Origin of the sequence: Streptomyces sp. NPDC057445 (assembly GCF_042802855.1) — a bacterium.
Taxonomy (GTDB): Bacteria; Actinomycetota; Actinomycetes; order Streptomycetales; family Streptomycetaceae; genus Streptomyces.
Window position 1 is genome coordinate 102,934 of record NZ_JBHVDH010000023.1, and the last position, 23,738, is coordinate 126,671.

General features: G+C 72.0%; 19 protein-coding genes and 1 pseudogene. 8 read left to right on the top strand and 12 right to left on the bottom strand.

Annotation, left to right across the window (positions count from 1 at the left end; all coding sequences use genetic code 11):
- Positions 1-64: 64 nt before the first annotated feature.
- The 5 genes from ACFU5O_RS31815 to ACFU5O_RS31835 form a co-directional block, all read right to left on the bottom strand.
- Positions 65-1,216, bottom strand: coding sequence for an XdhC family protein (locus tag ACFU5O_RS31815; RefSeq protein ID WP_384245707.1), 1,152 nt, complete (start codon positions 1,214-1,216; stop codon positions 65-67).
- A gap of 46 nt (positions 1,217-1,262) precedes the next feature.
- Positions 1,263-2,726: an NCS2 family permease gene (locus ACFU5O_RS31820; protein ID WP_384245708.1), complete on the bottom strand. Its 1,464-nt coding sequence runs from the start codon at positions 2,724-2,726 to the stop codon at positions 1,263-1,265.
- A 267-nt stretch (positions 2,727-2,993) separates the two neighbouring features.
- Positions 2,994-5,399 (bottom strand): xanthine dehydrogenase family protein molybdopterin-binding subunit, encoded by a 2,406-nt coding sequence (locus ACFU5O_RS31825; RefSeq protein ID WP_384245709.1) that lies wholly within the window; start codon positions 5,397-5,399, stop codon positions 2,994-2,996.
- A gap of 5 nt (positions 5,400-5,404) precedes the next feature.
- Positions 5,405-6,040, bottom strand: a complete 636-nt coding sequence (locus ACFU5O_RS31830; RefSeq protein WP_384245711.1) for a (2Fe-2S)-binding protein — start codon at positions 6,038-6,040, stop codon at positions 5,405-5,407.
- A 2-nt stretch (positions 6,041-6,042) separates the two neighbouring features.
- The gene (locus ACFU5O_RS31835; RefSeq protein WP_384245712.1) at positions 6,043-6,933 is read right to left on the bottom strand and encodes an FAD binding domain-containing protein; all 891 of its coding nucleotides are present in this window, start codon (positions 6,931-6,933) and stop codon (positions 6,043-6,045) included.
- Between the two features lie 284 nt (positions 6,934-7,217).
- Here ACFU5O_RS31835 and ACFU5O_RS31840 point away from each other — a divergent pair, with 284 nt between their 5' ends.
- The 3 genes from ACFU5O_RS31840 to ACFU5O_RS31850 all read left to right on the top strand — a co-directional run bounded on the left by ACFU5O_RS31840 (position 7,218) and on the right by ACFU5O_RS31850 (position 10,493).
- On the top strand, positions 7,218-8,951 hold the full coding sequence (locus tag ACFU5O_RS31840) for a PucR family transcriptional regulator (RefSeq protein WP_384245713.1): 1,734 nt from the start codon (positions 7,218-7,220) through the stop codon (positions 8,949-8,951).
- Between the two features lie 273 nt (positions 8,952-9,224).
- A complete protein-coding gene (locus ACFU5O_RS31845; protein WP_384245715.1) occupies positions 9,225-10,010 on the top strand; it encodes a hypothetical protein in 786 nt (261 codons plus the stop codon).
- Positions 10,011-10,214: 204 nt separating this feature from the next.
- The gene (locus tag ACFU5O_RS31850; protein WP_384245716.1) at positions 10,215-10,493 is read left to right on the top strand and encodes a hypothetical protein; all 279 of its coding nucleotides are present in this window, start codon (positions 10,215-10,217) and stop codon (positions 10,491-10,493) included.
- Between the two features lie 101 nt (positions 10,494-10,594).
- Here the strand turns inward: ACFU5O_RS31850 and ACFU5O_RS31855 are convergent, their stop codons facing one another.
- Both ACFU5O_RS31855 and ACFU5O_RS31860 read right to left on the bottom strand, forming a co-directional pair.
- Positions 10,595-11,899 (bottom strand): hypothetical protein, encoded by a 1,305-nt coding sequence (locus tag ACFU5O_RS31855; RefSeq protein WP_384245717.1) that lies wholly within the window; start codon positions 11,897-11,899, stop codon positions 10,595-10,597.
- A gap of 104 nt (positions 11,900-12,003) precedes the next feature.
- Entirely contained in the window at positions 12,004-12,786 is a 783-nt protein-coding gene (locus tag ACFU5O_RS31860) for a GntR family transcriptional regulator (protein WP_384245718.1), read from the bottom strand.
- 148 nt (positions 12,787-12,934) lie between these two features.
- Between ACFU5O_RS31860 and ACFU5O_RS31865 the strand changes: the two genes are divergently transcribed.
- Positions 12,935-13,810, top strand: coding sequence for a (2Fe-2S)-binding protein (locus tag ACFU5O_RS31865; protein ID WP_384245720.1), 876 nt, complete (start codon positions 12,935-12,937; stop codon positions 13,808-13,810).
- Between the two features lie 216 nt (positions 13,811-14,026).
- The gene (locus ACFU5O_RS31870) at positions 14,027-15,085 is read left to right on the top strand and encodes a DUF2637 domain-containing protein (protein WP_384245722.1); all 1,059 of its coding nucleotides are present in this window, start codon (positions 14,027-14,029) and stop codon (positions 15,083-15,085) included.
- Positions 15,086-15,171: 86 nt separating this feature from the next.
- On the opposite strand, the gene ACFU5O_RS31875 is transcribed toward ACFU5O_RS31870, so the two are convergent.
- From ACFU5O_RS31875 to ACFU5O_RS31885, 3 genes are all read right to left on the bottom strand, one after another.
- Positions 15,172-15,600 (bottom strand): ATP-binding protein, encoded by a 429-nt coding sequence (locus tag ACFU5O_RS31875; RefSeq protein WP_384245723.1) that lies wholly within the window; start codon positions 15,598-15,600, stop codon positions 15,172-15,174.
- Positions 15,601-15,732: 132 nt separating this feature from the next.
- Positions 15,733-17,475: a pyruvate dehydrogenase gene (locus ACFU5O_RS31880; RefSeq protein ID WP_384245724.1), complete on the bottom strand. Its 1,743-nt coding sequence runs from the start codon at positions 17,473-17,475 to the stop codon at positions 15,733-15,735.
- A 27-nt stretch (positions 17,476-17,502) separates the two neighbouring features.
- The gene (locus tag ACFU5O_RS31885; protein WP_384245726.1) at positions 17,503-18,936 is read right to left on the bottom strand and encodes a protein phosphatase 2C domain-containing protein; all 1,434 of its coding nucleotides are present in this window, start codon (positions 18,934-18,936) and stop codon (positions 17,503-17,505) included.
- A 475-nt stretch (positions 18,937-19,411) separates the two neighbouring features.
- Here ACFU5O_RS31885 and ACFU5O_RS31890 point away from each other — a divergent pair, with 475 nt between their 5' ends.
- The 3 genes and pseudogenes from ACFU5O_RS31890 to ACFU5O_RS31900 all read left to right on the top strand — a co-directional run.
- Entirely contained in the window at positions 19,412-20,422 is a 1,011-nt protein-coding gene (locus tag ACFU5O_RS31890) for a helix-turn-helix domain-containing protein (protein ID WP_384245727.1), read from the top strand.
- Positions 20,423-20,487: 65 nt separating this feature from the next.
- Complete coding sequence (locus ACFU5O_RS31895) at positions 20,488-20,970, top strand: DUF456 domain-containing protein (protein ID WP_384245728.1); 483 nt, start codon at positions 20,488-20,490, stop codon at positions 20,968-20,970.
- 88 nt (positions 20,971-21,058) lie between these two features.
- Positions 21,059-21,181, top strand: a pseudogene (locus ACFU5O_RS31900) (PPOX class F420-dependent oxidoreductase); the annotation flags it as partial.
- 166 nt (positions 21,182-21,347) lie between these two features.
- Here ACFU5O_RS31900 and ACFU5O_RS31905 read toward each other — a convergent pair.
- Both ACFU5O_RS31905 and rsgA read right to left on the bottom strand, forming a co-directional pair.
- Positions 21,348-22,703, bottom strand: coding sequence for an AlkA N-terminal domain-containing protein (locus ACFU5O_RS31905; RefSeq protein ID WP_384245736.1), 1,356 nt, complete (start codon positions 22,701-22,703; stop codon positions 21,348-21,350).
- A 275-nt stretch (positions 22,704-22,978) separates the two neighbouring features.
- On the bottom strand, positions 22,979-23,738 hold a 760-nt coding region (rsgA, locus tag ACFU5O_RS31910), incomplete at its 5' end, for a ribosome small subunit-dependent GTPase A (RefSeq protein WP_384245730.1).

The following is a 23,738-nucleotide window of genomic DNA, read 5'->3' on the forward strand; positions in this document are numbered from 1 at the left end:
TTTGCCCTTTTTATCGCTCGATGGGCGTAAATGGCAGCGTCATGGCAGCGTCAGGCGACGGACCTCAGGCGACCGACCCGATGACTCCCGCCGGGGCACGCGGACCGTCGTGGTGGATCGGGGTGTGCGCGCCCGTCAGGGACACGCCGCTGCCGCCCCGGCGGTCGGCGACGATCTCGGCCGCGATCGACAACGCGGTCTCCTCCGGCGTCCGGGCACCGAGGTCGAGACCGATCGGCGAGCGCAGCCGGGCGAGCTCGAGCTCGGTGACGCCGACCTCGCGCAGCCGCCTGTTGCGGTCCTCATGGGTACGGCGGGAGCCCATCGCACCGACGTACGCGACAGGAAGCCTCAACGCCAGCTCCAGCAAGGGCACATCGAACTTGGCGTCATGGGTCAGGACGCACAGCACCGTACGGCCGTCGACCTCCGTCGACTCCAGGTACCGGTGCGGCCATTCGACGACGATCTCGTCCGCGTCGGGGAAGCGCCGCCTCGTCGCGAAGACGGGCCGCGCGTCGCACACGGTGACATGGTGGCCGAGGAACTTCCCCACCCTGACCAGCGCCGACGCGAAGTCGACGGCCCCGAAGACGATCATGCGGGGCGGCGGCACACTGGACTCGACGAGCAGGGTCAGCGGCTGCCCGCAGCGGGACCCGTCCTCACCCAGCCCGACGGTGCCGGTGCGTCCCGCGTCCAGCATGGCGCGGGCCTCGCCCGCCGCGCTGCGGTCGAGCTCCGGATGACCGCCCAGCCCGCCTTGGTACGAACCGTCCGCCCGGACGAGCAGGGCGCGGCCCATCAGTTCGGCGGGCCCTTCGGTGATCCGTACGAGCGCCGCCGTCCGGCCGTCGGCGGCGGCGGACAGTGCGGCCGCGAAGACGGCCCTGGCGGGAGCGTCCGCACGCACCGGGGTGACGAGAATGTCGATGATCCCGCCGCAGGTCAGTCCGACGGCGAAGGCGTCCTCTTCGCTGTACCCGAAGCGCTCGGACACGCTCACACCGTCCTCGAGCGCCTGCCGGCACAGCTCGTAGACGGCGCCCTCCACGCATCCCCCGGAGACCGACCCGATCGCCGTGCCCTCGCCGTCCACGGCGAGTGCGGCACCCGGTTGGCGGGGCGCGCTGCCGCCGACCGCCACCACGGTGGCGACGGCGAAGTCGCGTCCCTGCTCGACCCACCGGTGCAGCTCGTCGGCGATGTCCAGCATGTCGGTCTCCTCAACGGTCGGGGAATACGTGAAGGACGCGGCGGGGTCAGTGGACGCCCAGCCAGCCTTCGATCGGGTGAAGGGCGAAGAACACCACGAAGATCGCGCTCAGGCCCCACATGAAGGCGCCCACCTCACGGGCCCTGCCCTGGGCTGCCTTGATGGCGACATAGGAGATGACTCCGGCGGCCACACCCGGGGTGATGCTGTAGGTGAAGGGCATCAGCACGACGGTCAGGAAGACCGGGACGGCGACCGAACGGTCGCTCCAGTCCACGTGCTTGGCGTTCTGCATCATCATCGCGCCGATGACGACCAGGGCGGCGGAGGCCACCTGCGGCGGCACGATGGCGGTGAGCGGGGTGAAGAACAGACAGGCGGCGAAGAAGAGCCCGGTGACGACCGAGGCGAGACCCGTCCTCGCCCCCTCCCCGACGCCGGTGGCCGACTCGACGAACACGGTCTGTCCCGAACCGCCCGCGACTCCGCCGATCGCTCCGCCGGCACCGTCGATGAACAGCGCCTTCGAGAGACCGGGCATCCGGCCGCGCTCGTCGGCGAGCCCGGCCTCGGTTCCGACACCGATGATCGTGGCCATCGCGTCGAAGAAGCCGGCGAGCACCAGCGTGAAGACGATGAAGCCTACGGTCATCGCGCCGACCTGGCCCCAGCCGCCGAACTCGACATGCCCGAAGAGGGAGAAGTCGGGCATGGAGACCGCGCCGCCGTTCAGCTCGGGCGGGGCCATGTTCCAGGCCTTGGCATCGAGACCGGCCACGTTGTGGACGACGACCGCCACCACGGTTCCGACGACGATGCCTATCAGGATCGCGCCGGGCACGGCCCGGGCCTGCAGCATGAAGATCAGGAGCAGGGTGAAGCAGAAGATGAGGACGGGCCAGCCCGCGAGCTCGCCGCCGGCGCCGAGGGTGACGGGCGGCCCGAACTCCGAACCCTTGCCGACGAAGCCGGACTTGACCAGGCCGATCAGGGCGATGAACAGGCCGATGCCCATCGTGATGCCGTGCTTCAGCGGGAGCGGGATCGCGTTCATGATCAGCTCACGCAGGCCGGTGACGACCAGGAGGCAGATCACCACGCCGTACGTCACACACATGGCCATGGCCTGCGGCCAGGTCATCTGGGGCACGACCTGCGAGGCGAGGACGCCGGAGACACTCAGCCCGGCCGCGAGGGCGAGCGGGACCTTGCCGAAGAAGCCCATCAGCAGGGTGGTCGCGGCGGCTGCGAAAGCAGTCGCAGTGATGAGTCCCGGTTGGCCGAGGACGTTGCCCGCAACGTCCTTGCCGTTGAGGATCAGTGGGTTGAGCAGGAGGATGTATGCCATCGCCATGAAGGTGGTGATGCCGCCGCGCACCTCGCGCGAGACCGTCGATCCTCGTTCGGAGATGTGAAAGTACCGGTCGAGCCAGGACCGTCCGGCGGGGACGCGCGAGCCGGGGCCCGCGTCCTCCGCCGTGGTCCTCGGCTCCACTGACGACTGGGTCATGATGCCTACTCCCAAGGTTCAAAGGGGCACCCGCATACGGCGCGAACGCCGGAAGAGCTGCGGGATTTGGGATCTTGCGTTGGCTGCACGACCCGGGGGACGGCCCGAGACGAACGATTGCTGCTACCGGCTGCTGCCGGGTGGTGCGCTACCGCGAGCGGTGCGGTACGTGCTCTCCGGGCGGTGCGGGCATACGGAGCCGCGCCGTTCCTGGACGGACCAGCGCGGTTCCTGGGAGGCACGCACCGTCCGGAGAGGTGTGGGGGATCAGGTGCCGGTGAGGTGCTCGGGGCGTACCGGCGTCCTGTTGAGCTCCAGACCCGTCGCGTCGCGGATCGCCGCGAGAACGGCCGGCGTGGACGAAAGGGTCGGGGCCTCTCCGATGCCGCGGAGTCCGTAAGGGGCGTGCTCATCGGCGAGTTCGAGCACATCGACGGGGATGGTCGGCGTGTCGAGGATCGTGGGGATCAGATAGTCCGTGAAGGAGGGATTGCGCACCTTCGCGGTCTTCGGGTCGACGATGATCTCCTCCATGACCGCCACGCCCAGGCCCTGGGTGGTACCGCCCTGGATCTGGCCGACGACGGACAGCGGGTTGAGCGCCTTGCCGACGTCCTGGGCGCAGGCCAGTTCGACGACCTTGACCAGGCCGAGTTCGGTGTCCACCTCGACGACCGCGCGGTGCGCGGCGAACGAGTACTGGACATGACCGTTGCCCTGACCGGTGCGCAGGTCGAAGGCCTCGGTCGGCCGGTGGCGCCACTCGAGCTCCACCTCGACGGCCTCGTCCTCCAGCACGTCCACGAGGTCGGCGAGGACCTCGCCGCCGTCGGTGACGACCTTGCCGTCCTCGAGCAGCAGCTCGGCGGTGGCCCAGGCCGGGTGGTACGAGCCGAACTTGCGGCGTCCGATCTCCAGCACCTTCTCGCGGACGGCCTCGCAGGAGTTCTTCACCGCGCCGCCCGTGACGTAGGTCTGGCGGGAGGCGGAGGTGGAGCCGGCGGAGCCGACCTGGGTGTCGGCCGGCTGGATGGTCACCTGGGTGACGCCCAGCTCCGTGCGGGCGATCTGGGCGTGGACGGTGACACCGCCCTGGCCGACCTCCGCCATCGCCGTGTGCACGGTGGCGACCGGCACACCGCCCACGACCTCCATGCGTACCTTGGCGGTGGAGTAGTCGTCGAAGCCCTCCGAGAAGCCGACGTTCTTGATACCGACGGCGTAGCCGATGCCGCGGACGACGCCCTCGCCGTGGGTGGTGTTGGACAGACCGCCCGGCAGCGCGCGGACGTCGGCGCCCTCGGTGGTCACCCACTGCTGCTCGGGCGGCAGAGGCATGGCCTTGACGCGGCGGAGGAGCTCGGCGACCGGGGCCGGGGAGTCGACCGGCTGTCCGGTCGGCAGGAGCGTGCCCTGCTCCATGGCGTTGAGCCGGCGGAACTCCACCGGGTCCATGCCCAGTTTGGCCGCCAGCTTGTCCATCTGGGCCTCGTACGCGAAGCACGCCTGGACCGCGCCGAAGCCGCGCATGGCGCCGCAGGGCGGGTTGTTGGTGTAGAGCGCGATCGCCTCGATGTCGACGTCGTCCACGACGTACGGACCGACGGAGAGGGAGGAGGCGTTGCCGACGACCGCCGGGGAGGCCGACGCGTAGGCGCCGCCGTCCAGGACGATCCGGCACTTCATGTGTGTGAGCTTGCCGTCCTTGGTGGCGCCGTGCTCGTAGTAGAGCTTCGCCGGGTGCCGGTGGACATGGCCGAAGAAGGACTCGAAGCGGTTGTAGACGATCTTGACCGGCTTGCCGGTGCGCAGCGCCAGCAGACAGGCGTGGATCTGCATCGACAGGTCCTCGCGGCCGCCGAAGGCGCCGCCGACGCCGGAGAGCGTCATACGGACCTTCTTCTCGGGCAGGCCGAGGACCGGTGCGATCTGGCGGAGGTCGGAGTGCAGCCACTGGGTGGCGACGTACAGGTCGACACCGCCGTCCTCTGCCGGCACGGCGAGACCGGACTCGGGGCCGAGGAAGGCCTGGTCCTGCATGCCGAAGGTGTACTCGCCCTTGACGATCACGTCCGCGCGCCGGGCGGCCTCGTCGGCGTTGCCGCGGACGATCGGCTGGCGGTGGACGATGTTCGGGTGCGCGACGTGGGCCGCGTGGTGGTCGTCGCGGCCGGGGTGCAGCAGCGGCGCGTCGGGCGCGGTCGCGGAGGCCTCGTCCGTGACGACGGGCAGTTCCCTGTACTCAACCTTGATCTTGGCGGCGGCGCGGCGCGCGGTCTCCGGATGATCGGCGGCGACCAGGGCCACCGGCTCGCCGTGGTGGCGTACGACGCCGTTGGCGAGCACCGGGGTGTCCTGGATCTCCAGGCCGTAGTTCTTCACCTCGGTCGGCAGGTCCTCGTAGGTGAGCACGGCGTAGACACCGGCCTGGGCGAGGGCCTCGGAGATGTCGATGGACACGATTTCGGCGTGCGCGACCGTGGAGCGCAGGATCTGCCCCCACAGCATGTCCTCGTGCCACATGTCCGAGGAGTACGCGAACTCACCGGTGACCTTGAGGGTGCCGTCGGGGCGGAGCGTGGACTCGCCGATACCGCCCTTGGTCTGCGACCCCTGGGTGACCTTGGTGGGAGTGCCCGCCGGAGTGGCGGCGACTCGGGAATTCAGCGCCATGGTGCTCAGACCGCCTCTTCCTGACGTGCGGCAGCCAGACGGACCGCGTCGAGGATCTTCTCGTAACCGGTGCAGCGGCAGAGGTTGCCGGAGAGCGCCTCACGGATGTCCGCGTCGGACGGGGAGGAGTTGTGCTCCAGCAGCTCGTCGGCAGCGACCAGCAGACCCGGGGTGCAGAACCCGCACTGGACGGCGCCGGCGTCGATGAACGCCTGCTGGATCGGGGCGAGTTCCGTGCCTTCGCCGGTCTGCGAGTCGGTGCCTCCGGCGGTCCGGTGCTGCGCGTCCTGGAGGGACGTACCGGCCCGGTCGGAGGTGCCGCAGGCGCCGGCCTCTCCCCCACAGGCCTCCGGGCGTGGGAGGTGCCCCTGACCACCGCGCTCGGCGCGCTGCCTGGCGAAGTCCGCCAGGCCCTCGACGGTGACGACCTCGCGTCCCTCGACCTGGCCGGCGGCGACCAGGCACGAACACACCGGCACACCGTCGAGGCGGACCGTGCAGGAACCGCACTCGCCCTGCTCACAGGCGTTCTTGGAACCGGGCAGGCCGAGGCGCTCCCGCAGCACGTAGAGAAGGCTCTCGCCCTCCCATACGTCGTCGGCCTCCTGCTTACGGCCGTTGACCGTGAAGTTCACGCGCATGATCAGGCAGCTCCTTCAAGCGTGCGGCCGGTTCCGCGGTACTGCTCCCAGGTCCAGCCGAGCGTGCGGCGGGCCATGATGCCGACGGCGTGACGGCGGTACCTGGCGGTGCCGCGGACGTCGTCGATCGGGTTGCAGGCGGCGGAGGCGAGCTCCGCGAACTGCTTGGCGATCGAGGGAGTGACGATCTTGCCGCTCTCCCAGAAGCCGCCCTCTTCGAGCGCGGCGTTCAGGAACTCCTCGGCGGCCTTGGCGCGCACCGGAGTGGGCGCGGCGGAGCCGATGCCGGTCTTCACGGTGCGGGTCCCGGGGTGCAGCGCGATACCGAAGGCGCACACGGCGATGACCATCGCGTTGCGGGTGCCGACCTTCGAGAACTGCTGCGGGCCGTCGGCCTTCTTGATGTGAACGGCCCTGATGAGCTCGTCGGGGGCGAGCGCGTTGCGCTTGACGCCGGTGTAGAACTCGTCGATCGGAATGAACCGTGCACCCCGCACCGACTGGACCTCGACCTCGGCGCCCGCGGCCAGCAGGGCCGGGTGGGCGTCACCGGCGGGGGACGCGGTGCCGAGGTTGCCGCCGACGCCGCCACGGTTGCGGATCTGCGGGGAGGCCACGGTGTGCGAGGCGAGGGCGAGGCCGGGCAGCTCCGCCCGGAGGTTCTCCATGATCCGGGTGTACGGGACGGAGGCGCCCAGACGGACGTTCTCCTCGCCGACTTCCCACTCTTGCAGCTCGACGATGCGATTCAGGTCCAGGAGGTACTCGGGCCGCCGGTGGTCGAAGTTGATCTCGACCATGATGTCGGTGCCACCCGCAATGGGCACAGCCGACGGGTGCTCGGCCTTGGCCGCGAGCGCCTCCTCCCAGCTGGCAGGGCGAAGGAAGTCCATGAGTGGCTCTCTTCTACGTGATTCGGTCGTTCACAAGGACCTGGGGACGGCCGGGCCTCGACTGGATATTCATGTCCTGTTAACGCGGTGTGGCCCAAGTACACAAGCACCGTCCCGCGCGGTGCAGTCACCGAAACCATGAAGGAGTTGGCTGGTCGCCACCCTCGTCTTGTAGATTCGAACGAAAGGCGGAACCCGGTAACCTCTCCGCTTTCCTCCGGAAACAACGGCACAACCTCCTGACCAGTCCAACGGCTACAACGAGACAGATCGGCGGCGACGAGATGCGGCTGCGCGCACTGCTGGAGACCGACGCGCTGGGACTGCGGCTGCTCGGCGGCGACGACGAGCTGGACCGCACCGTCCGTGGCGTGATGACCACCGACCTGCGGGATCCGAGCCGCTATCTCTCGGGCGGTGAGCTGGTCCTCACCGGCCTGGCCTGGCGTCGCTCCGCCGAGGATTCCGAGCCTTTTGTACGTATTCTCGCAAGCTCAGGGGTCGTGGGGCTCGCGGCCGGCGAGGCGGAGCTCGGGGACATCCCGGAGGACCTCGTCCGGGCCTGTCTGCATCACCGGCTGCCACTGTTCGCCGTGAACGAGTCCGTCGCTTTCGCAACGATCACCGAGCATGTCGTTCGACAGGTGTCGGGCGAGCGGGCCGGGGATCTGGCCGCCGTCGTGGACCGGCACCGCCGGATGATGACCTCGGGCCCGGCCGGCGGCGGCCCCGAGGTCGTCCTCGACCTCCTCGGCTCGGACCTGGACCTGCGCGCCTGGGTCCTGTCCCCCACCGGCCGGCAGATCGCGGGCGCCGGCGATCCGCTGCCCGCCGGGGTGAGCGCCGCGCTCGCCGGCGAGCATCTGGCCGCGACCCGTACCGGCCGGCGTGGCCCGCACCGCGTCGTCACCGGAGGAACGACGTATTCGCTCTTCCCGATCCACAACACCGGACGGGGCGCCGCGCCCGCGTCGCGGGACGTCCGTCAGACCGTGCTGTCCGACTGGCTGCTCGCCGTCGAGGCCGACGCGTCGGACTGGCCCGCCGCCCGCCTCGACCTGCTGCAGGGCGTCACCCAGCTGATCGCCGTCGAACGCGACCGGCGCGAGGCGGCGCGCACGGTACGGCGCAGACTCGCCCAGGAGGTCCTCGAGCTCGTCCAGACCGGCGCCGCGCCCGCCGAGATCGCCGCGCGGCTCCGGGTCGCGGCGCCCGTGCTGCTGCCCGGCCTCGGCACCGCCCCGCACTGGCAGGTCGTCGTCGCGCGGGTGGAGTGGGAGCAGCAGTCGGGTGCCCCGATCGAGGCGGGGCCCGTGAGCCAGTCGCTCCTCGAGGAGATCCTGGTCGACCCCGCGACGACAGGGGCGGAGTCGGCCGACCGGATCGCCGTCGCGCACACCGGGGAGGAGGCGATCGCGCTGGTGCCGCTGCCCGCCGTGGCCGCGACGGCCGCCTCAGAGGCGTTCGGCGCATCCGGTGATCTGGTCCAGGGCCCCGCGGCCGACATCGGCACCAGCAGCGCCGGACTCCACGCGGACGCCCTGCTCGCCGTCGTCCGCGACCCCCTCTCGGCCGGGCTCGACGGCGACGGCCGCCTCACCCTCGGTGTCAGCGCCGCGGTCCACTCCGCGGAGGGCCTGCGCGGCGCCCTGGAAGAGGCCCGCCACGCCCGCCGCGTCGCCGCCGCCCGCCCAGGACTGGTGTGCGCGGCGGGGCACCATGAGCTCGCCTCGCACGTACTGCTGCTCCCCTTCGTGCCCGACGACGTCCGCCGCGCCTTCACGGCCCGGCTCCTGGACCCGCTGCGCGACTACGACCGGCGCCACCGGGCGGAGCTCATTCCGACGCTGGAGGCGTTCCTGGACTGCGACGGGTCCTGGACGCGGTGCGCGACACGGCTGCATCTGCATGTGAACACGCTGCGGTACCGGGTGGGCCGGATCGAGCAGCTGACGGGCCGCGATCTGTCGCGGCTCGAGGACAAGCTGGACTTCTTCCTGGCGCTGAGGATCAGCTGACCACGGCCCTGCTGCTCCCGCTCTCGGCCCCGAGCGGCCGTCAAGGCGGTCCACGGTCAAGCCATTGGGCCGTTCCACCCGAACGGGGGCGTGCAGGCGTATCTGAGCGCCCCTGGGTCGCGCCGCTGTCACCTGCCCGCAACGGCGCAACACCCCGTGATTGTGAACTGATTCACCAGACCTCTTGGCCAGGCATGCCTATCCATGCTGAGATTCGGTCTGACTCAACAGCACAATGGCGCGCTCGGGGAGGGCAATGTGGCGGATACCGCCATGTCTGGTTCCGGAACCACCGCAGGTGACGATGCCCTCCAGACCGCGGTATGGCGGTTGCGCTCGCGCGGCTGTTGGACCGACGCGGCGGCCCTGCTCGCCCCGCACTCGTCGTCCCCCGCGCTCACGCTGCAGCGCGCGGCGCTGCTGGTGGAACGCTGCCTGTTCACCGGGAAGGGCTGGGAGGACGCCGAGGACGCCCTGCGCAGTGCGGAGGCCGCGGCCGGCGACGACGACGAGCGTGGCGCGGCGGCCTGCGAGCGCGGACAACTCGCGTACGCCTCGACCGTGCTGAGTGTCCGTGACCGGACGGACGAGGCCAGGGCCGCACTCGGCCGGGCGGCGGCGCTGCTCGCACCGGCGGCCCCCGGCCGCCCTCTCCTCGACTTCCGCCGGGGCCTCGTCGCCGAACACCTCGCCGAATCCCCCCAGGCCGCCCGCGCGGCCTACCACCGGGCCCACGCGGGCGCCGTCGCCCAGGGCGACACGCTCCTGCTCTCCTTCACCTGGCGCCATCTGGCCGCGCTCGCCCTCCGTGACGGCGAACTGGCCGAAGCGCGGCACGGATTCACGGAGTCGCTGCGGATCCGCGAGGAGCTGGGCTATCTCGTCGGTACGGCCCCGGCCCTCGCCGCCCTCGCCGACACCGAGCCGGAGCCGGAGGCGGAGCGTCTGCGCGCCGAGGCCGGGCGCCTCTTCCGTCTCCTGGGCGGCGTACCGACGTGGCTCGCCGACCAGTTGACCCCGCCGGCGCAGACGGCACCGGCGTCCGCCACGGCGGTGTGACGCCCCGGCGCGGCCGGCCGGCGGGCACCGTGGACCGAGCCGCAGGTGAGCGCCGTTCCGGCCGCCGCACGTCCGGTTCGGCGGCGCTGGAAACAAGCACCTTCCGGTCCACGGACTTGAGCGTCACGACCGGTCCCGCAGTCGGATTCGCGATCGTCCTTCAGGTGGACGGGTACAGGAAGTTCCGCATCTAGCCTGACGCGTATGAACACGTACACGGGGGACGGCGCGGACGGGCACATGTGGACGAGGGCGAGGACCGCCGTGGCGGTCGCGGCCGGAACGGTCACCGCGCTGGCGATGGTGGGCGTCGCGTGGTGGCAGGGCTGGCGCGTCCCCGTCCTGCTCGGCTGGGTCTCTGTCAAGGTCGGCGCGAAGGTGGCCTTCTTCGTCGGCGCCGGAGGGCTCGGGGCCCTCACCGTATGGCTGCGCGGTCGCCGCAAGCCGCCGGCCGTGCCACCGGCGTCAGAAGAGCCGCGCTGAACCACGCGGGCCCGCGCCGCACGGGAGCCGACTGCGCCCGGCGGGCGTCGCCGGGCGGACCCGGCTGCCACCGGAGGTGGGAAAGCAGCCCGGGTCCGGCCTCAGGGAGCGGGCGCGGGTCGTGCCGTGAGGCGGAACAGCGACTCGTCCGTCCCGATGACGACCGACCGGTCACCGCAGACCGCAAGCCCGCGCACCGGCTGTCCGGGGCGGAAGCCGAGGACCTCACCCGTGTCGAGACGGCGCAGTTCCACCAGGCCGTCGGCCCAGGCGACAGCGAGAGCGGGACCGAGGCCGGAGAGCGCTACAACCGGGCAGGGGCGCTCCGTGAGCGGCGCGCCGCCCGCCGACCCGCCCGGGGACCAGGTGTGGACCGTGCCGTCGGCACCTCCGCTGCAGACCAGCGGTGCGGGGTCGTGGAGCACGGTCACGGATGTCACCCGGCCTCGGTGCGGAGCGGCCTGGTGGAGGCCCCGCAGGCCGAACGCGTGCAGGGAGCCGTGCCGGTCGCCGGCCAGGACGAGACCGTCGGTGGCCGCCAGTGCCGTGCCGGGGTGTTTCGCGAGGGTGGCGGCGACGGCCTCCGTCAGCGGCGTACGGCCGTGGGTGTGCGGGCGTCCCCGCTCGTCCAGCATCAGCAGCGTGCCGTCGGGGAGCGGGGCGAGCGCGGTGATCCGTACGGGCATGGGGACGGAGCCCGCCATGGGCGTGGCGTCGTCGGGGTGCAGCGATCGGATCGTGCCGCGCTGGTCGCACACGAGCAGATGGTCCGCCCAGCGGCCCGTGCCGTGGGCCAGCGCGGCCACGGGCCCGGGCCAGGGCGGGGTGAGATCTCCTCGCACCCGCGTCCAGTCGACCCGCCACGGGGCGTCGGCGGCGAGCGCGGTGAGCGCCGGTCGCAGTCGCGGGTCCGCGTCGTCGCCGAGCGCGGTGAGCAGGACGAGGGCGCGTCCGGACACCGGCTGGTCCCGGATCAGTGAGGGTCCGGCCCGGAACCAGGCGGCCCGCAGGCCGCCGTGCGCTTCGCCGTGGAGGTCGTACGCGGCCGTCACCCGGAACGGGTCCCCGGCACAGACCGCGGCCGGGTCCTCCAGGTCCCGCAGGCCGCCGTGCGCGTCGCCCTGGAGGTCGTACGCGGCCGTCACCCGGAACGGGTCCCCGGCACAGACCGCGGCCGGGTCCTCCAGGTCCGGCGGGGCGCCGTCCGCGTCCGCAGTCTCCGCCGTCTCCGCCTCGTCCGACCACGTCCCGGTGACGATCCGGAGGTGGCCCAGGTCCCGGAGGGCGCCGACCAGTTCGGCGATCGCCTGCGGATCGTGGGCGGCCTGCGGGTCCGGCAGGACGACCAGTCTGCGGCGCGCGTCGGCCGTCAGGGCACCGATCAGCTCACCGGGTGTCCGTGCCATCACGCCGAGCTGGTCGGCCAGGGCCCATACCGTGCCCCGTAGGCTCTGTCCCGCGAGCGGAACGACCGCGTCCGGGGACGGCGGCGCCGGGCGATGAGCGGGCCTCAGCGGTCCGCGCCCGTGAAGTGCTCGCGCACCAACGACTGCACCACGGGCAGATCCTGCGCGATCAGGGCGTCCAGCAGCGCGGAGTGCTCTGCGGCATCGGCGATCAGAAGCGCACGGTGGGCGATGTCGGCCGTATTCGGGTGACCGCCTGCCGCGGCGTCCGTCAGGGGCCACTGGGAGCGGCGGTGAAGATCGTCGGCGACGGCGACGAGCTGCTCGTTGCCGGCGAGGGAGAGGACCGCGCGGTGGAAGGCCCGGTCGGATTCGGCGTAGCCCGCGCGGTCGCCGGTGGAGGCGGCCTTGGCGGTCGCCGCGGCGAGCGGGCGCAACTCGGCCCAGCCGGCGGCGGGCACGGTGCGGGCGAGGCGAAGCATGACCGGGACCTCGATGAGGGCCCGTACTTCGGCGAGCTCTGCGAGCTCGCGCGCGCCGCGCCGGACGACCCGGAAGCCGCGGTTGGGGACGACCTCGACCGCGCCTTCGACGGCGAGCTGCTGCATCGCCTCGCGCACGGGGGTCGCGGAGACTCCGAAGCGTTCACCGAGGGCGGGCGCGGAGTAGACCTCGCCGGGGACCAGTTCGCCGCCGACGAGCGCGGTGCGCAGAGCGTGGAGGATCTGGCCGCGCACCGAGTGGCGGACGACGGCGCCCGGTGCGGGGGGCTCACTGTGCGTGTGCTCACCGCGGACCTGTTCCGGGACGCGCACCTGTGCGTCCGCCGTGTGGGAGGACGCATACGGCTGTGCCGCGGCGGTCCCGCGCGCTCTGCCCTGCTCCACTCGGGTCCTCCTCAGGCTTCGTACCGGGCCCGGCTCGCGGCACGGGCCCCCTGTGCACCATAGGCGGAGGTGGCGGCAGTTCAAACATCGATCACATCGGGTAAGGTAAGGCTAACCTGCTAACGATCGCGATTCGGTGGTCTCCCGTATGACCGTCCCCGCCGTTGCCCTCGGTTCGCGGCCTGCCGCTCCCGCATCCGCCGCCACCCCCTTCACGGACGCCTATGCGCGCCTGACCGAAGCGTTTCCGGGGCTGAGGATCCGGGAGCCGGCGGACGGCGAGGAGGCCCCGAGCGAAGGCGGCTGGGTCGTGGCGGCGGACCTCGCGGCCGGCGGCGCCGCGCTGGACGCCTTTCTGGCCTGGGACAACGTGCAGGTGCTCCGCGACCACGGCCGGCAGGCCCGCCCCGATGTCGTCGCCGGCCTGGGGTTGCACCGCTACGCGTGGCCGGTCTGTCTGCTGTTCACGGTTCCGTGGTTCCTGGACCGGCGCGTGCCCCGGGCAGCGGCCGGGGACGTCTCCTTCCAGCGGGCCCTCGGCCTGCTGACCGTCCGGGTGCGCGACTTCGCCTGCCTTCCCGGCGACCCGGCCGCCACGCTCCCCGGTGCGCGGGTCGTGCCCGACGAGGAGGCGCTGCGCGGGGAGCTGCGGGACGCCGTGGCCGCACACATGGGACCGGTCCTGGAGGGCTTCGGACCGCGCATGCGGCGCGGCAGGCGCGCCCTGTGGGGCATGGTCACCGACGAGATCGTCGAGGGCCTCTGGTACGTCGCGCAGCTGCTGGGCGAGGAGCACCGGGCGATGGCGGAACTCGAGACGCTGCTCCCCGGCGCGAGCGCGCCGTACGTCGGCACGGCCGGCTTCCGTGAACTCACCGGGCCGGGCGGCGAGCCGCTGTCCACCCGCGACCGGGCGGGCTGCTGCCTGTTCTACACGGTGCGGCCCGACGCCAGCTGTGTCACCTGTCCTCGCACGTGCGACGCCGACCGCGTGCGCAGGCTCGGCGCCACCCCACGGGGCTGACGAAACACCTTGCCCCGCCCGATGCCCGAGCGACATCGATCGAACACATGGCCCATCCACTCGACAGGCGTTCGAGCGTAACGCCCCTATTTGTCTGCCCTGGCATCCCCTTGGCGCTCTCTTGCCCCGAAACCCCGTGACCGCCCCGGGACTTCGGCCAATATGGCGCCCGAAACGCCCTACCGCGACGCAGGTGCAATGATGCAAGGGACCTCAATGAGACTGACCGACATATCGCTGGACTGGCTGCTTCCGGGCGGTGTGCTGCTCGCGGGTGTCGTGGCGGCGGTGGCGGTGCTCGCGCGCAGCAAGCGTGCCGGTGACGGTTCCGCGGCCGACGACTCCTGGGAGCGCACCGAGGAGCGCCGCAGGCGCAAGGAAGCCGTCTACGGCACCGCCTCCTACGTACTTCTCTTCTGCTGTGCCGCGGTCGCCGCGGCGCTCTCCTTCCACGGCCTGGTCGGCTTCGGCCGGCAGAACCTGAATCTCTCCGGCGGCTGGGAGTATCTGGTCCCGTTCGGTCTCGACGGCGCCGCCATGTTCTGTTCGGTGCTCGCGGTGCGCGAGGCCAGCCATGGCGATGCGGCCCTCGGCTCCCGGCTGCTCGTCTGGATGTTCGCCGGTGCGGCCGCCTGGTTCAACTGGGTGCACGCCCCGCGTGGTCTTGGCCACGACGGCGCCCCGCACTTCTTCGCGGGCATGTCGCTGTCCGCCGCGGTGCTCTTCGACCGCGCGCTGAAGCAGACCCGCAGGGCCGCGCTGCGCGAACAGGGTCTGGTGCCCCGCCCGTTGCCGCAGATCCGGGTCGTACGGTGGCTGAGGGCGCCCCGCGAGACCTTCGGCGCCTGGTCGCTGATGCTCCTCGAGGGCGTACGGACCCTGGACGAGGCGGTCGACGAGGTCCGCGAGGACCGCCGGGAGAAGGAGCAGAACCGGCTGCGCAGGCGCGAACAGGAGAAGCTGGAGCGGGCACGGCTGCGTGCGCTCAACCGGCAGCACCGCGCCTGGGGCCGCTCCCGCGGCGGGCGGCAGGTGGAGGTGACCACCCTGAGCGGTTCCGGCTCCGCGCCGCCCGCGGTCGAACCTCTCGCGGAGCCTGCCATATCGGCGCCGGGACAGCTGCCACGCCCCCGGCCCTCCCTTCAGGCCGTGAGGGGCGCTGAGCCCGTCACGCCCGTCACGGTCGATCTCACCGCCGAGGACGACACACAGGCGCTGCCCCGTCTCGACTCGCTGGAGCGCAAGCTCAAGGATCTGGAGCAGCAGTTCGGCTGAACGGGCGGCGGGCCGACCGATTCGGAACGATCGTCGGCCCGCCGTCCATGGCGGTCACCTCCGGACGCGGACGCCGTCCACGACGGTCACTTCTGCCCGCCGTCGAGTTCGAACCACACCACCTTGCCCAGGGCGTGCGCCCGCACACCCCACGCGTCCGCGAGGTTCTGCACGAGCACGAGGCCCCTGCCGTGCGTACTGTCGTCGGCAGCGGCCGGGACCGGCAGCTGCGGCTCCTGCGGCCCGGACGTGAAGTCCCGTACCTCGACCCGGAGCCGGGCCGGTGCCACGGTCGCCGTCACGAGCGCGCCCTCGTCGGTGTGTATCAGCGCGTTGGTCACCAGCTCACTGATCAGCAGCTCCGCCACCTCGGCCGAGCCCGGTCCGCCCCAGTCGCCGTGCCCCAGTAAGTCACGCAGCGCGCGCCTCACTTCCGGTACGGCCCTCAGATCCGAGCGCCCCACTCTGCGGCGCAGCTGCGCAGGCCCGGACCTTCCCTGACGTCTCGTCATCATCCCCCACCGCACGTCGGAACGGTCCCTTCCGTCTCGTCCTGCTCGAACAGGCACTCCGAATGCATGCCCCGCCGCCGTGCGGCCACGCATGCGGATTTCACACCGTGTTATCGACGCGGCACGCTCCGCTCGTCATGGCCGGGGTACATGGCGAAGGTTCGAGCGGGCCATCTGAACCATCCGGCCGACGCCGCCGTCCAGAACGATCTTGCTGGCCGAGAGCGCGAATCCGGTGACCATCTCGGCCCTGATCTTCGGCGGGATGGAGAGCGCGTTGGGGTCGGTGACGACGTCGACGAGGGCCGGACCCTTGTGCTTGAAAGCCTCCTTCAGCGCCCCCGCGAGCTGCTTCGGCTTCTCCACACGTACGCCGTAGGCCCCTGCCGCCCGCGCGATCGCCGAGAAGTCCGGGTTGCGGTTCTCGGTCCCGTACGAGGGCAGGCCCGCGACCAGCATCTCCAGCTCGACCATGCTCAGCGAGTTGTTGTTGAAGAGGACGACCTTCACCGGCAGGTCGTACTGGACGAGGGTGAGGAAGTCACCCATCAGCATGGAGAATCCACCGTCGCCCGACATCGACACGATCTGCCGGTCACGGTCGATGAACTGCGCGCCGATGGCCTGGGGCAGGGCGTTGGCCATCGAGCCGTGACTGAAGGAGCCGATGATCCGGCGCCTGCCGTTGGGCGTGATGTACCGGGCGGCCCACACGTTGCACATACCGGTGTCGACGGTGAACACGGCGTCCTCGTCGGCGAGTTCGTCCAGGACGGAGGCGACGTACTCGGGATGGACCGGGACGTGCCTGTCGACCTTGCGGGTGTACGCCTTGATGACGCCTTCCAGCGCGTCGGCGTGTTTCTTCAGCATCTTGTCGAGGAAGCGCCGGTCGGTCTTCGGGCGCACGCGCGGGATCAGACAGCGCAGCGTCTCGCGTACGTCACCCCAGACGGCGAGGTCGAGCTTGGTGCGGCGACCGAGGTGCTCTGGCCGGATGTCGACCTGGACGATCCTGACGTCGTCGGGGAGGAACGCGTTGTAGGGGAAGTCCGTGCCGAGCAGGATCAGCAGATCGCACTCGTGTGTGGCTTCGTACGCGGCGCCGTAGCCGAGGAGCCCGCTCATACCGACGTCGTACGGATTGTCGTACTGAATCCACTCCTTGCCGCGAAGCGCGTGTCCGACGGGTGACTTGATGCGCTCCGCGAACTGCATGACCTCGGCGTGGGCGTCGGCGGTGCCGGCGCCGCAGAAGAGCGTGACACGCTCCGCGTCGTCGATCATGCGTGCGAGCGCATCGAGCTCCACGTCGCCCGGACGGACGGTCGGCCGCGTGTTGACCAGGGCGTGCTCGATGGACTTCTCGGGGGCCTGCTGGGAGGCGAGGTCACCGGGGAGTGCCACCACACTGACGCCTCGGCGGCCGACGGCGTGCTGGATCGCCGTCTGGAGGAGGCGCGGCATCTGCTGCGGGTTGGAGATCAGCTCGCAGTAGTGGCTGCACTCGCGGAAGAGGTGGTCGGGGTGCGTCTCCTGGAAGTAGGCGAGGCCGATCTCGGACGAGGGGATGTGGGAGGCGAGGGCGAGTACGGGCGCACTGGAACGGTGCGCGTCGTAGAGGCCGTTGATGAGGTGGAGATTGCCGGGTCCGCAGGAGCCTGCGCAGGCGGCGAGCTTGCCGGTGACCTGTGCCTCGGCTCCGGCGGCGAAAGCGGCGACCTCTTCGTGGCGGACCGCGATCCAGTCGATGGCGGCGTTGCGCCGGATGGCGTCGACGACAGGGTTGAGGCTGTCGCCCACCACTCCGTACATCCGTTGCACGCCGGCGCGGACGAGGATGTCGACAAACTGTTCAGCGACGTTCTGCTTGGCCATGAATCCATCTATCCACGGCCCGGTCGGTTACGCCTCCCAGACCGCGCAGGCCGTACGGTCGTCGGCGTAACCCTTCACCCTGAGCTGGGTGTCCGCGAGATAGGCGGCGAGGCCCGGAGGCTCCTGGGCCGCCCAGCGCCCGGCGAGTTCGGCGGCGAGAGCCGGTTCACCCCGGAGCGGTTCTGCGAGGCCCGCGCTGCACAGGAGGAGGGTGTCGCCCGGGCGGGCCACGGAGGCACGGAAGCGGAAGGGCTCGGCGGGCGGCGGGACGGGGGCGTCGACATGCGGAGAGGGGGGTGTCGGGACACCGAGGTCCATGGTGAGCCTGTCGCCACCGGGGGTCTCTGACGGGGGTGAACCGTAGCCGACGACGGGCTCCCCCGTGGTCCCGAGGGGCGCGGGCGGCTCGATGTCCTGCCAGACGCCGTCACGGAGCCGGAAGAGCCCGCCGTCGCCGACACCGAAGAACACACGGGTGCGGCAGGCGGGGTCGGCGGACAGCAGCAGGCAGCGCAGGCTCGCGCCGTACTCCTCGGGCGCCGAGCCGAGTTCGACCGCGCGGGCGCGGAGCTTGCCCAGCGTACGGTCGGTGAGCCGGTGCAGCCCCGACTTGAGGTCCCCCCGGCGGCCCGCCCTTATGTCCTCGGCGAGCCGGGCGTGACTGCGGCCGACGTCCCCGCCGATCCAGCGTGTCGCGTCCGCCGCGGCGCGATGCGCCCCTTCCGTGGCCCGCGCCCCGGTGGCCACGGCCACCAGCAGGAGCGCGCCCTCGCCCGCTCCGAAGCGTGCGGTGAGGAGGGCGTCGCGACGGGGTTCGCCGCGGTAGCGCGCGGAGTCCCCCCGCACGGACGCGGCGCGGAGGGTGTAGGTCCCGTACCGGGCCCCGTCGAGCACGGTGTCCGCGACCAGCTCACCCAACTCGTGCGGGTCCGCGGCGGGCAGCGCGGTGGGCTCCGCGTCGTACGTCGGCGGCCGGTCCCCGACGTGGCCGGGGCGGGGCCGTGGGGGTGGGCCGTGCCGGGGCGGGGGGACGGGGGCGTCCTGGGCGGGACCGTCCGGCGCCGCCTGCGGCCGAGGGGGTACGGCAGGTACGGAGGGTCCACCGGCGGCCCCTGTCGCACCGGCACCCGGCCTCTCGGGCGGGGTGGTCGGTGCGGGTGGGGCGGTGCGTTCCCAGGGGGCGCGGGCCCCGGGCACGAGAGGATCCCACCAGGCGCGCGGGCGGTCCTCGGGAACCCGCGGCGTCGCCGGGGGCGCGGGCGGGGCCGCCGGCGCGGGCGGGGGCACAGGAGGCGCGTGCGGATGCGCCGATGCCGTGCCCACCGTGTCGACCGCGGAGTCGAAACGGTCGTCGACGGTGTCCCCCGTCGACGGGGCCGGGCCGGTGTCCGGTACGGAGTCGTCGTACAGCCGCTGCCACCAGTCGTCGGCGCTGGCGGGCCTCTCCCCCTGCTGGCTCATGCCCCTATTGTCCACCGCGGAGGCCGGTGGAAAACGGGGCAACGGGAGATTGTGTCCGCGAATGGGTGTACGAATGAGTCCGCCGGGCGGCCCCACCCCCCACGGGAGGGCCGCCCGGCGGACGTACCGGTGGCGTCAGCGCATCACTCCGGATGCGCGCTCCACTGTCCGTGTGACGGGTTCTCGCTCCCGTCGGTCAACTCGCTCCTCAGGTCCACCGCTTCACCACTTCTGCCGTGTGGTCCACGGCGCGCCCCAGGCGCCGTGGCGGACACACCGCTCCTCTGACGAACCGGCGGACAAGAACCCTGAAGAGGTCATGTCCGGCGACCGTCGGTGCTGTGGTGGCGTCAGATTGGCAGAGGTGAGGGCGGTACGGGGATGATGTGAGCGGCGGGTTTGCGCCGTGGCCGGTTTCCGCCATTCCGGCGCGCCCGCGGCAAGCGGAACAGACAGGTCCGGGGAGGGTCTTGAGGTGCTGGGAGCGATAGGTCTCGACGCGAGACAGGAGTCGGCGTACCGCGCACTGGTGGCGCTCGGCGCCGCGGAGGTCGCCGATCTGGCACACCGGCTCGCGCTTCCGGAGCCGGACACCGAGAGCGCACTGCGGCGCCTCGAACGGCACGGGCTGGCCGCTCAGTCCTCCGCCGGTGCGGGCCGCTGGGTGGCGGCGCCGCCCGGCGTCGCGCTCGGCGCGCTGCTCACCCAGCAGCGCCACGAACTGGAGCAGGCCGAGCTGGCCGCGGCGCTGCTCGTGCGGGAGTACCGGGCGGAGGCGGCGCAGGAGGCCGTGCACGATCTGGTCGAGGTGGTGACGGGTACGAGCGCGGTGGCACACCGCTTTCTGCAGCTTCAGCTGGGCGCGACGGACGAGGTCTGCGCGCTGGTGACGGGAGAACCGATCGCGGTGTCAGGGAGCGAGAACGAGGCGGAGGAGAGGGCGTCGCAGCGCGGCGTCGGCTACCGGGTGGTCGTCGAGCGCGAGGTGCTGACCGGGCCCTCCGGGCTCATCGAACTGTCCGCGGCGCTCGGCCGCGACGAGCAGGTACGGGTCGTCGACAGGGTGCCGACCAAACTGGTCGTCGCCGACCGGACGCTGGCGATGGTGCCGTTGACCGGACGGGGTTCGGAGCCGGCGGCACTGGTGGTGCACGCGAGCGGACTGCTGGAGTCGCTGATGGGCTTGTTCGAGTCGGTGTGGCGGGAGGCGTTGCCGCTGCGTCTCGGCGCGGGCGCGCAGGTGACGCAGGACGAGGCGCCCGGCCCGGACGCCACCGATCTGGAGATCCTGTCGCTGCTGCTGGCCGGGATGACGGACGCGAGCGTCGCGAAGCAGCTGGAGCTCGGGCTGCGGACGGTGCAGCGGCGTGTGAAGGGGCTGATGGAGCTGACCGGGGTGACGACCCGACTGCAGCTGGGGTGGCACGCGTACGAGAAGGGCTGGGTCGCCCGGGTGCCGGGGCCACGCGCGGAGCATCGCGGGTAGCGCGACCTGCACCGCCCCGTGCGGTGCGACCTGCGGAGCGGATTACGGTCCTGCACCCTTGGCAGATGGAGGCATGGCAGCTCGTACTGGTCGGCATGGTGATGCTGTTCGGCCTGTTCGGGGTGCTGATCCCGGGGGTTCCGGGTACCTGGCTCGTCTGGGCCGGGGTGCTGTGGTGGTCGGTGCAGGTGCAGACGACCCTCGCGTGGTGGGTGCTGATCGGGTCGACCATGCTGCTGATGGTCACCCAGATGGTCGTCTGGCAGCTGGGGCCGCGCCGGATCCGAGGAGTGGGCATCACGCGCAGGATGGCGCTGTTCGCCGGTCTCGGGGCCCTGGCCGGATTCGTGCTGCTGCCCGTCGTCGGCGCGGTGGTGGGCTTCGTCGGCGGGGTGTACTGGTGCGAGCGGCTGCGGCTCGGCGGGCACGGCGAGGCGGTGGCATCGACGCGAACGGTGATGCGCGCGGCGGGAACCAGCATCCTGGTGGAACTGTTCGCGTGCCTGCTGGTGGTGGGAGCGTGGGCGGGTGCGGTGATCGCGGGCTGACGGTCCATGACTTCCCGGTGGGGGCCCGTTCCTGCCCCCGCAGGAGGACGGCACGATCCTCATCGGCGGGCCGGTCATGGCGGGTGCGCGCGGCGTCGACATCCGGGGCGAGGCGGAGCTGCTGACGGGGCCGCACGAACCGGGGCCGCACTTCAGCGAGGAGGTCATCCGGATCCACCCCGGGAAGATCCTCGGCTGGGGCCTGGAGGAGGACGCATCCTGGGTCGGAGGTGGGGCAACGCAGAGTCCCGCCCGGTCCGCCACTCCCCCGGAGCTTCCGCTGCGAGGTACCCCCGGGCACTCCCCCGTAGCCCTTCGGGCACAGTGCGGGGCCGCGGCACCGCCCGCGGCAGGCCCTGTCCTTCGGGCGGACGGCGCTACCTCGCGGACTCGCCCCAGGACCGGTCCGCGGCTTCGAGGTGGTGCACGGCGTACGACCGCCACGGACGCCACGCCTCGTCGTCGGGGACGCCCTCGGGGGCGACATCCGGGTCGCCGAGTGCCCGCATCCGGATGAGAGCCGCCGTCACGGGCGGTACACCGGGCAGCGCGAGCAGGGCGCGCTCGGCCTCGTCGCGGTCTGCGCCCGGATCGAGGCGCACCCTACCGTCGGCCAGGGCGGTCGCGAGCGGCCCGGCGACCGGGTGGCCGGTGAGCACGGCCGGTTCGGGGAAGAGGTGGGTGAGCCCGCCGCAGGGCCGGTCCAGGACCTTTCCGTACATCTCCACGAGCCGCGCCGCTTCTGCGCCGCCGACGACGGCCCGTATCGCGAACTCCTCGGGCTCGGCGGCGCCGGGTGAGCGCAGTCCGGGACGGGCGGAAACCAGGGGCGCGAGCCGCGGATCGGCCGAGAGGCGCTCCTCCACGGCGTACGGATCGGCGTCCAGGTCGAAGAGCCGGCGCAGCCGCTGGACTGCGGTGGTGAGATCGCGCAGATCGGTCAGATGGATCCGGGCCTCCAGCCATGGCCCGGCGGAGCGCTCGTCGACGGCCACGATGCCGGATCCGTAGGGCAGACGGAGGGTGCGCCGGTAGGTACGGTCACCCGGTGTGCCGACGACCTCCTCGATACGGGGCGTGGCTTCGTGGGCGAGCAGGTCGAGGACCTCACGGGCGGCGTACGGGCCCCGGTGGGCCAGGCGCAGCGGGATGCCCGAGGCGTTCGCGGCCTGCTTCGTTCCCCTCTCGGCGCGGAGTTCGGTGGGTGTGCGGGCGTAGATCTGCCGGATCGTGTCGTTGAACTGCCGCACGCTCGCGAACCCGGACGCGAACGCGATCTCGGTGACCGGCAGTCCGGTCGTCTGAAGCAGCACGCGCGCGGTGTGCGAGCGCTGGGCCCGCGCGAGCGCCACGGGCCCCGCGCCCAGCTCGGCATTGAGCTGCCGCTGCACCTGCCGGGCGCTGTACCCGAGCCGACCCGCGAGCCCGGGCACGCCTTCCCGGTCGACGATCCCGTCCCCGATCATCCGCATGGCCCGGCCGACGACATCGGCGCGCACGTTCCACTCGGCCGACCCCGGCACGGCGTCCGGCCTGCAGCGCCTGCAGGCGCGGAAGCCATGGCCCTGGGCGGCCGCGGCGGTCGGGAAGAACCGTACGTTCTTCCGCTTCGGCGTCACCGCCGGGCAGCTCGGCCGGCAGTAGATCCCCGTCGTCTCGACCGCGAAGAAGAACTCCCCGTCGAACCGGGCGTCCCGGCTGCTCACGGCCTCGTACCTGGTGTCCTCGTCCATCACACCGTCCAGTGTCCGTCGTGGCGGGGCACGGACTCCAGCGGTTTTCGGACATGACGGTGGCCGCGGCCCGCAGGACGGGCCGCGGCCTGGGTACGGGTGGCGGTGTCCGTTGGCGGGCCCGAAGCCTGGGGCCCGGGACACCGCGGCCCGGGACACCGGGGTACGTGAGGCCGGGGTACGTGAGGCCGGGGTACGACCCCGGCGCCGCGGCCCCGGGGTCGTGAGCGGCGGGGCGACGACGCCCGGGCAACCGCCGACGCCCCGGGGCGTCCTCAGCGCACCCGGCCACGCTTCGCCTGCATGGCCGCGCGCCCCTCCGCGTGCTTCAGCTTCCAGTCGCGGCGGATCTCGGCCCTCAGACGGGCGTCGGTCTTGGCGACGATGCGCTGGTTCTCACGGAGCAGCTTGCGGTAGCTCTCCAGCCGGCGTTCCGGCAGGACGCCGTCCTCGATCGCGGCGAGAACGGCGCAGCCCGGCTCCCCTTCATGGGCGCAGTCGTGGAATCGGCACTCCTCTGCCAGTTCCTCGATCTCCGAGAAGACCTGGCCGACGCCGGTGGCCGCGTCCCACAGCCCGACGCCGCGCAGTCCGGGCGTGTCGATGAGGACCCCGCCGCCGGGGAGGGCGAGCAGATTGCGGGTGGTGGTGGTGTGGCGGCCCTTGCCGTCGACGTCACGGGCCGCCTGCACCTCCATGACGTCCTCACCGAGCAGCGCGTTCGCCAGCGTGGACTTGCCCGTGCCGGACACACCGAGCAGGACACTCGTACCGCTGGAGACGACCGCCGCCAGCACGTCCATCCCTTCGCCGGTCAGTGAACTCACCGGCAGCACCTGCACTCCTGGTGCCACCGTCTCGACGTCCTGTACGAGATACGACCTTCCCGTGGCATCCGGGACCAGATCGGCCTTGGTCAGCACGACGAGCGGCTGCGCGCCGCTCTCCCAGGCCAGTGCCAGGAACCGCTCGATCCGCCCGAGGTCCAGTTCGACGGCGAGCGACACCGCGATGATCGCGGTGTCGACGTTGGAG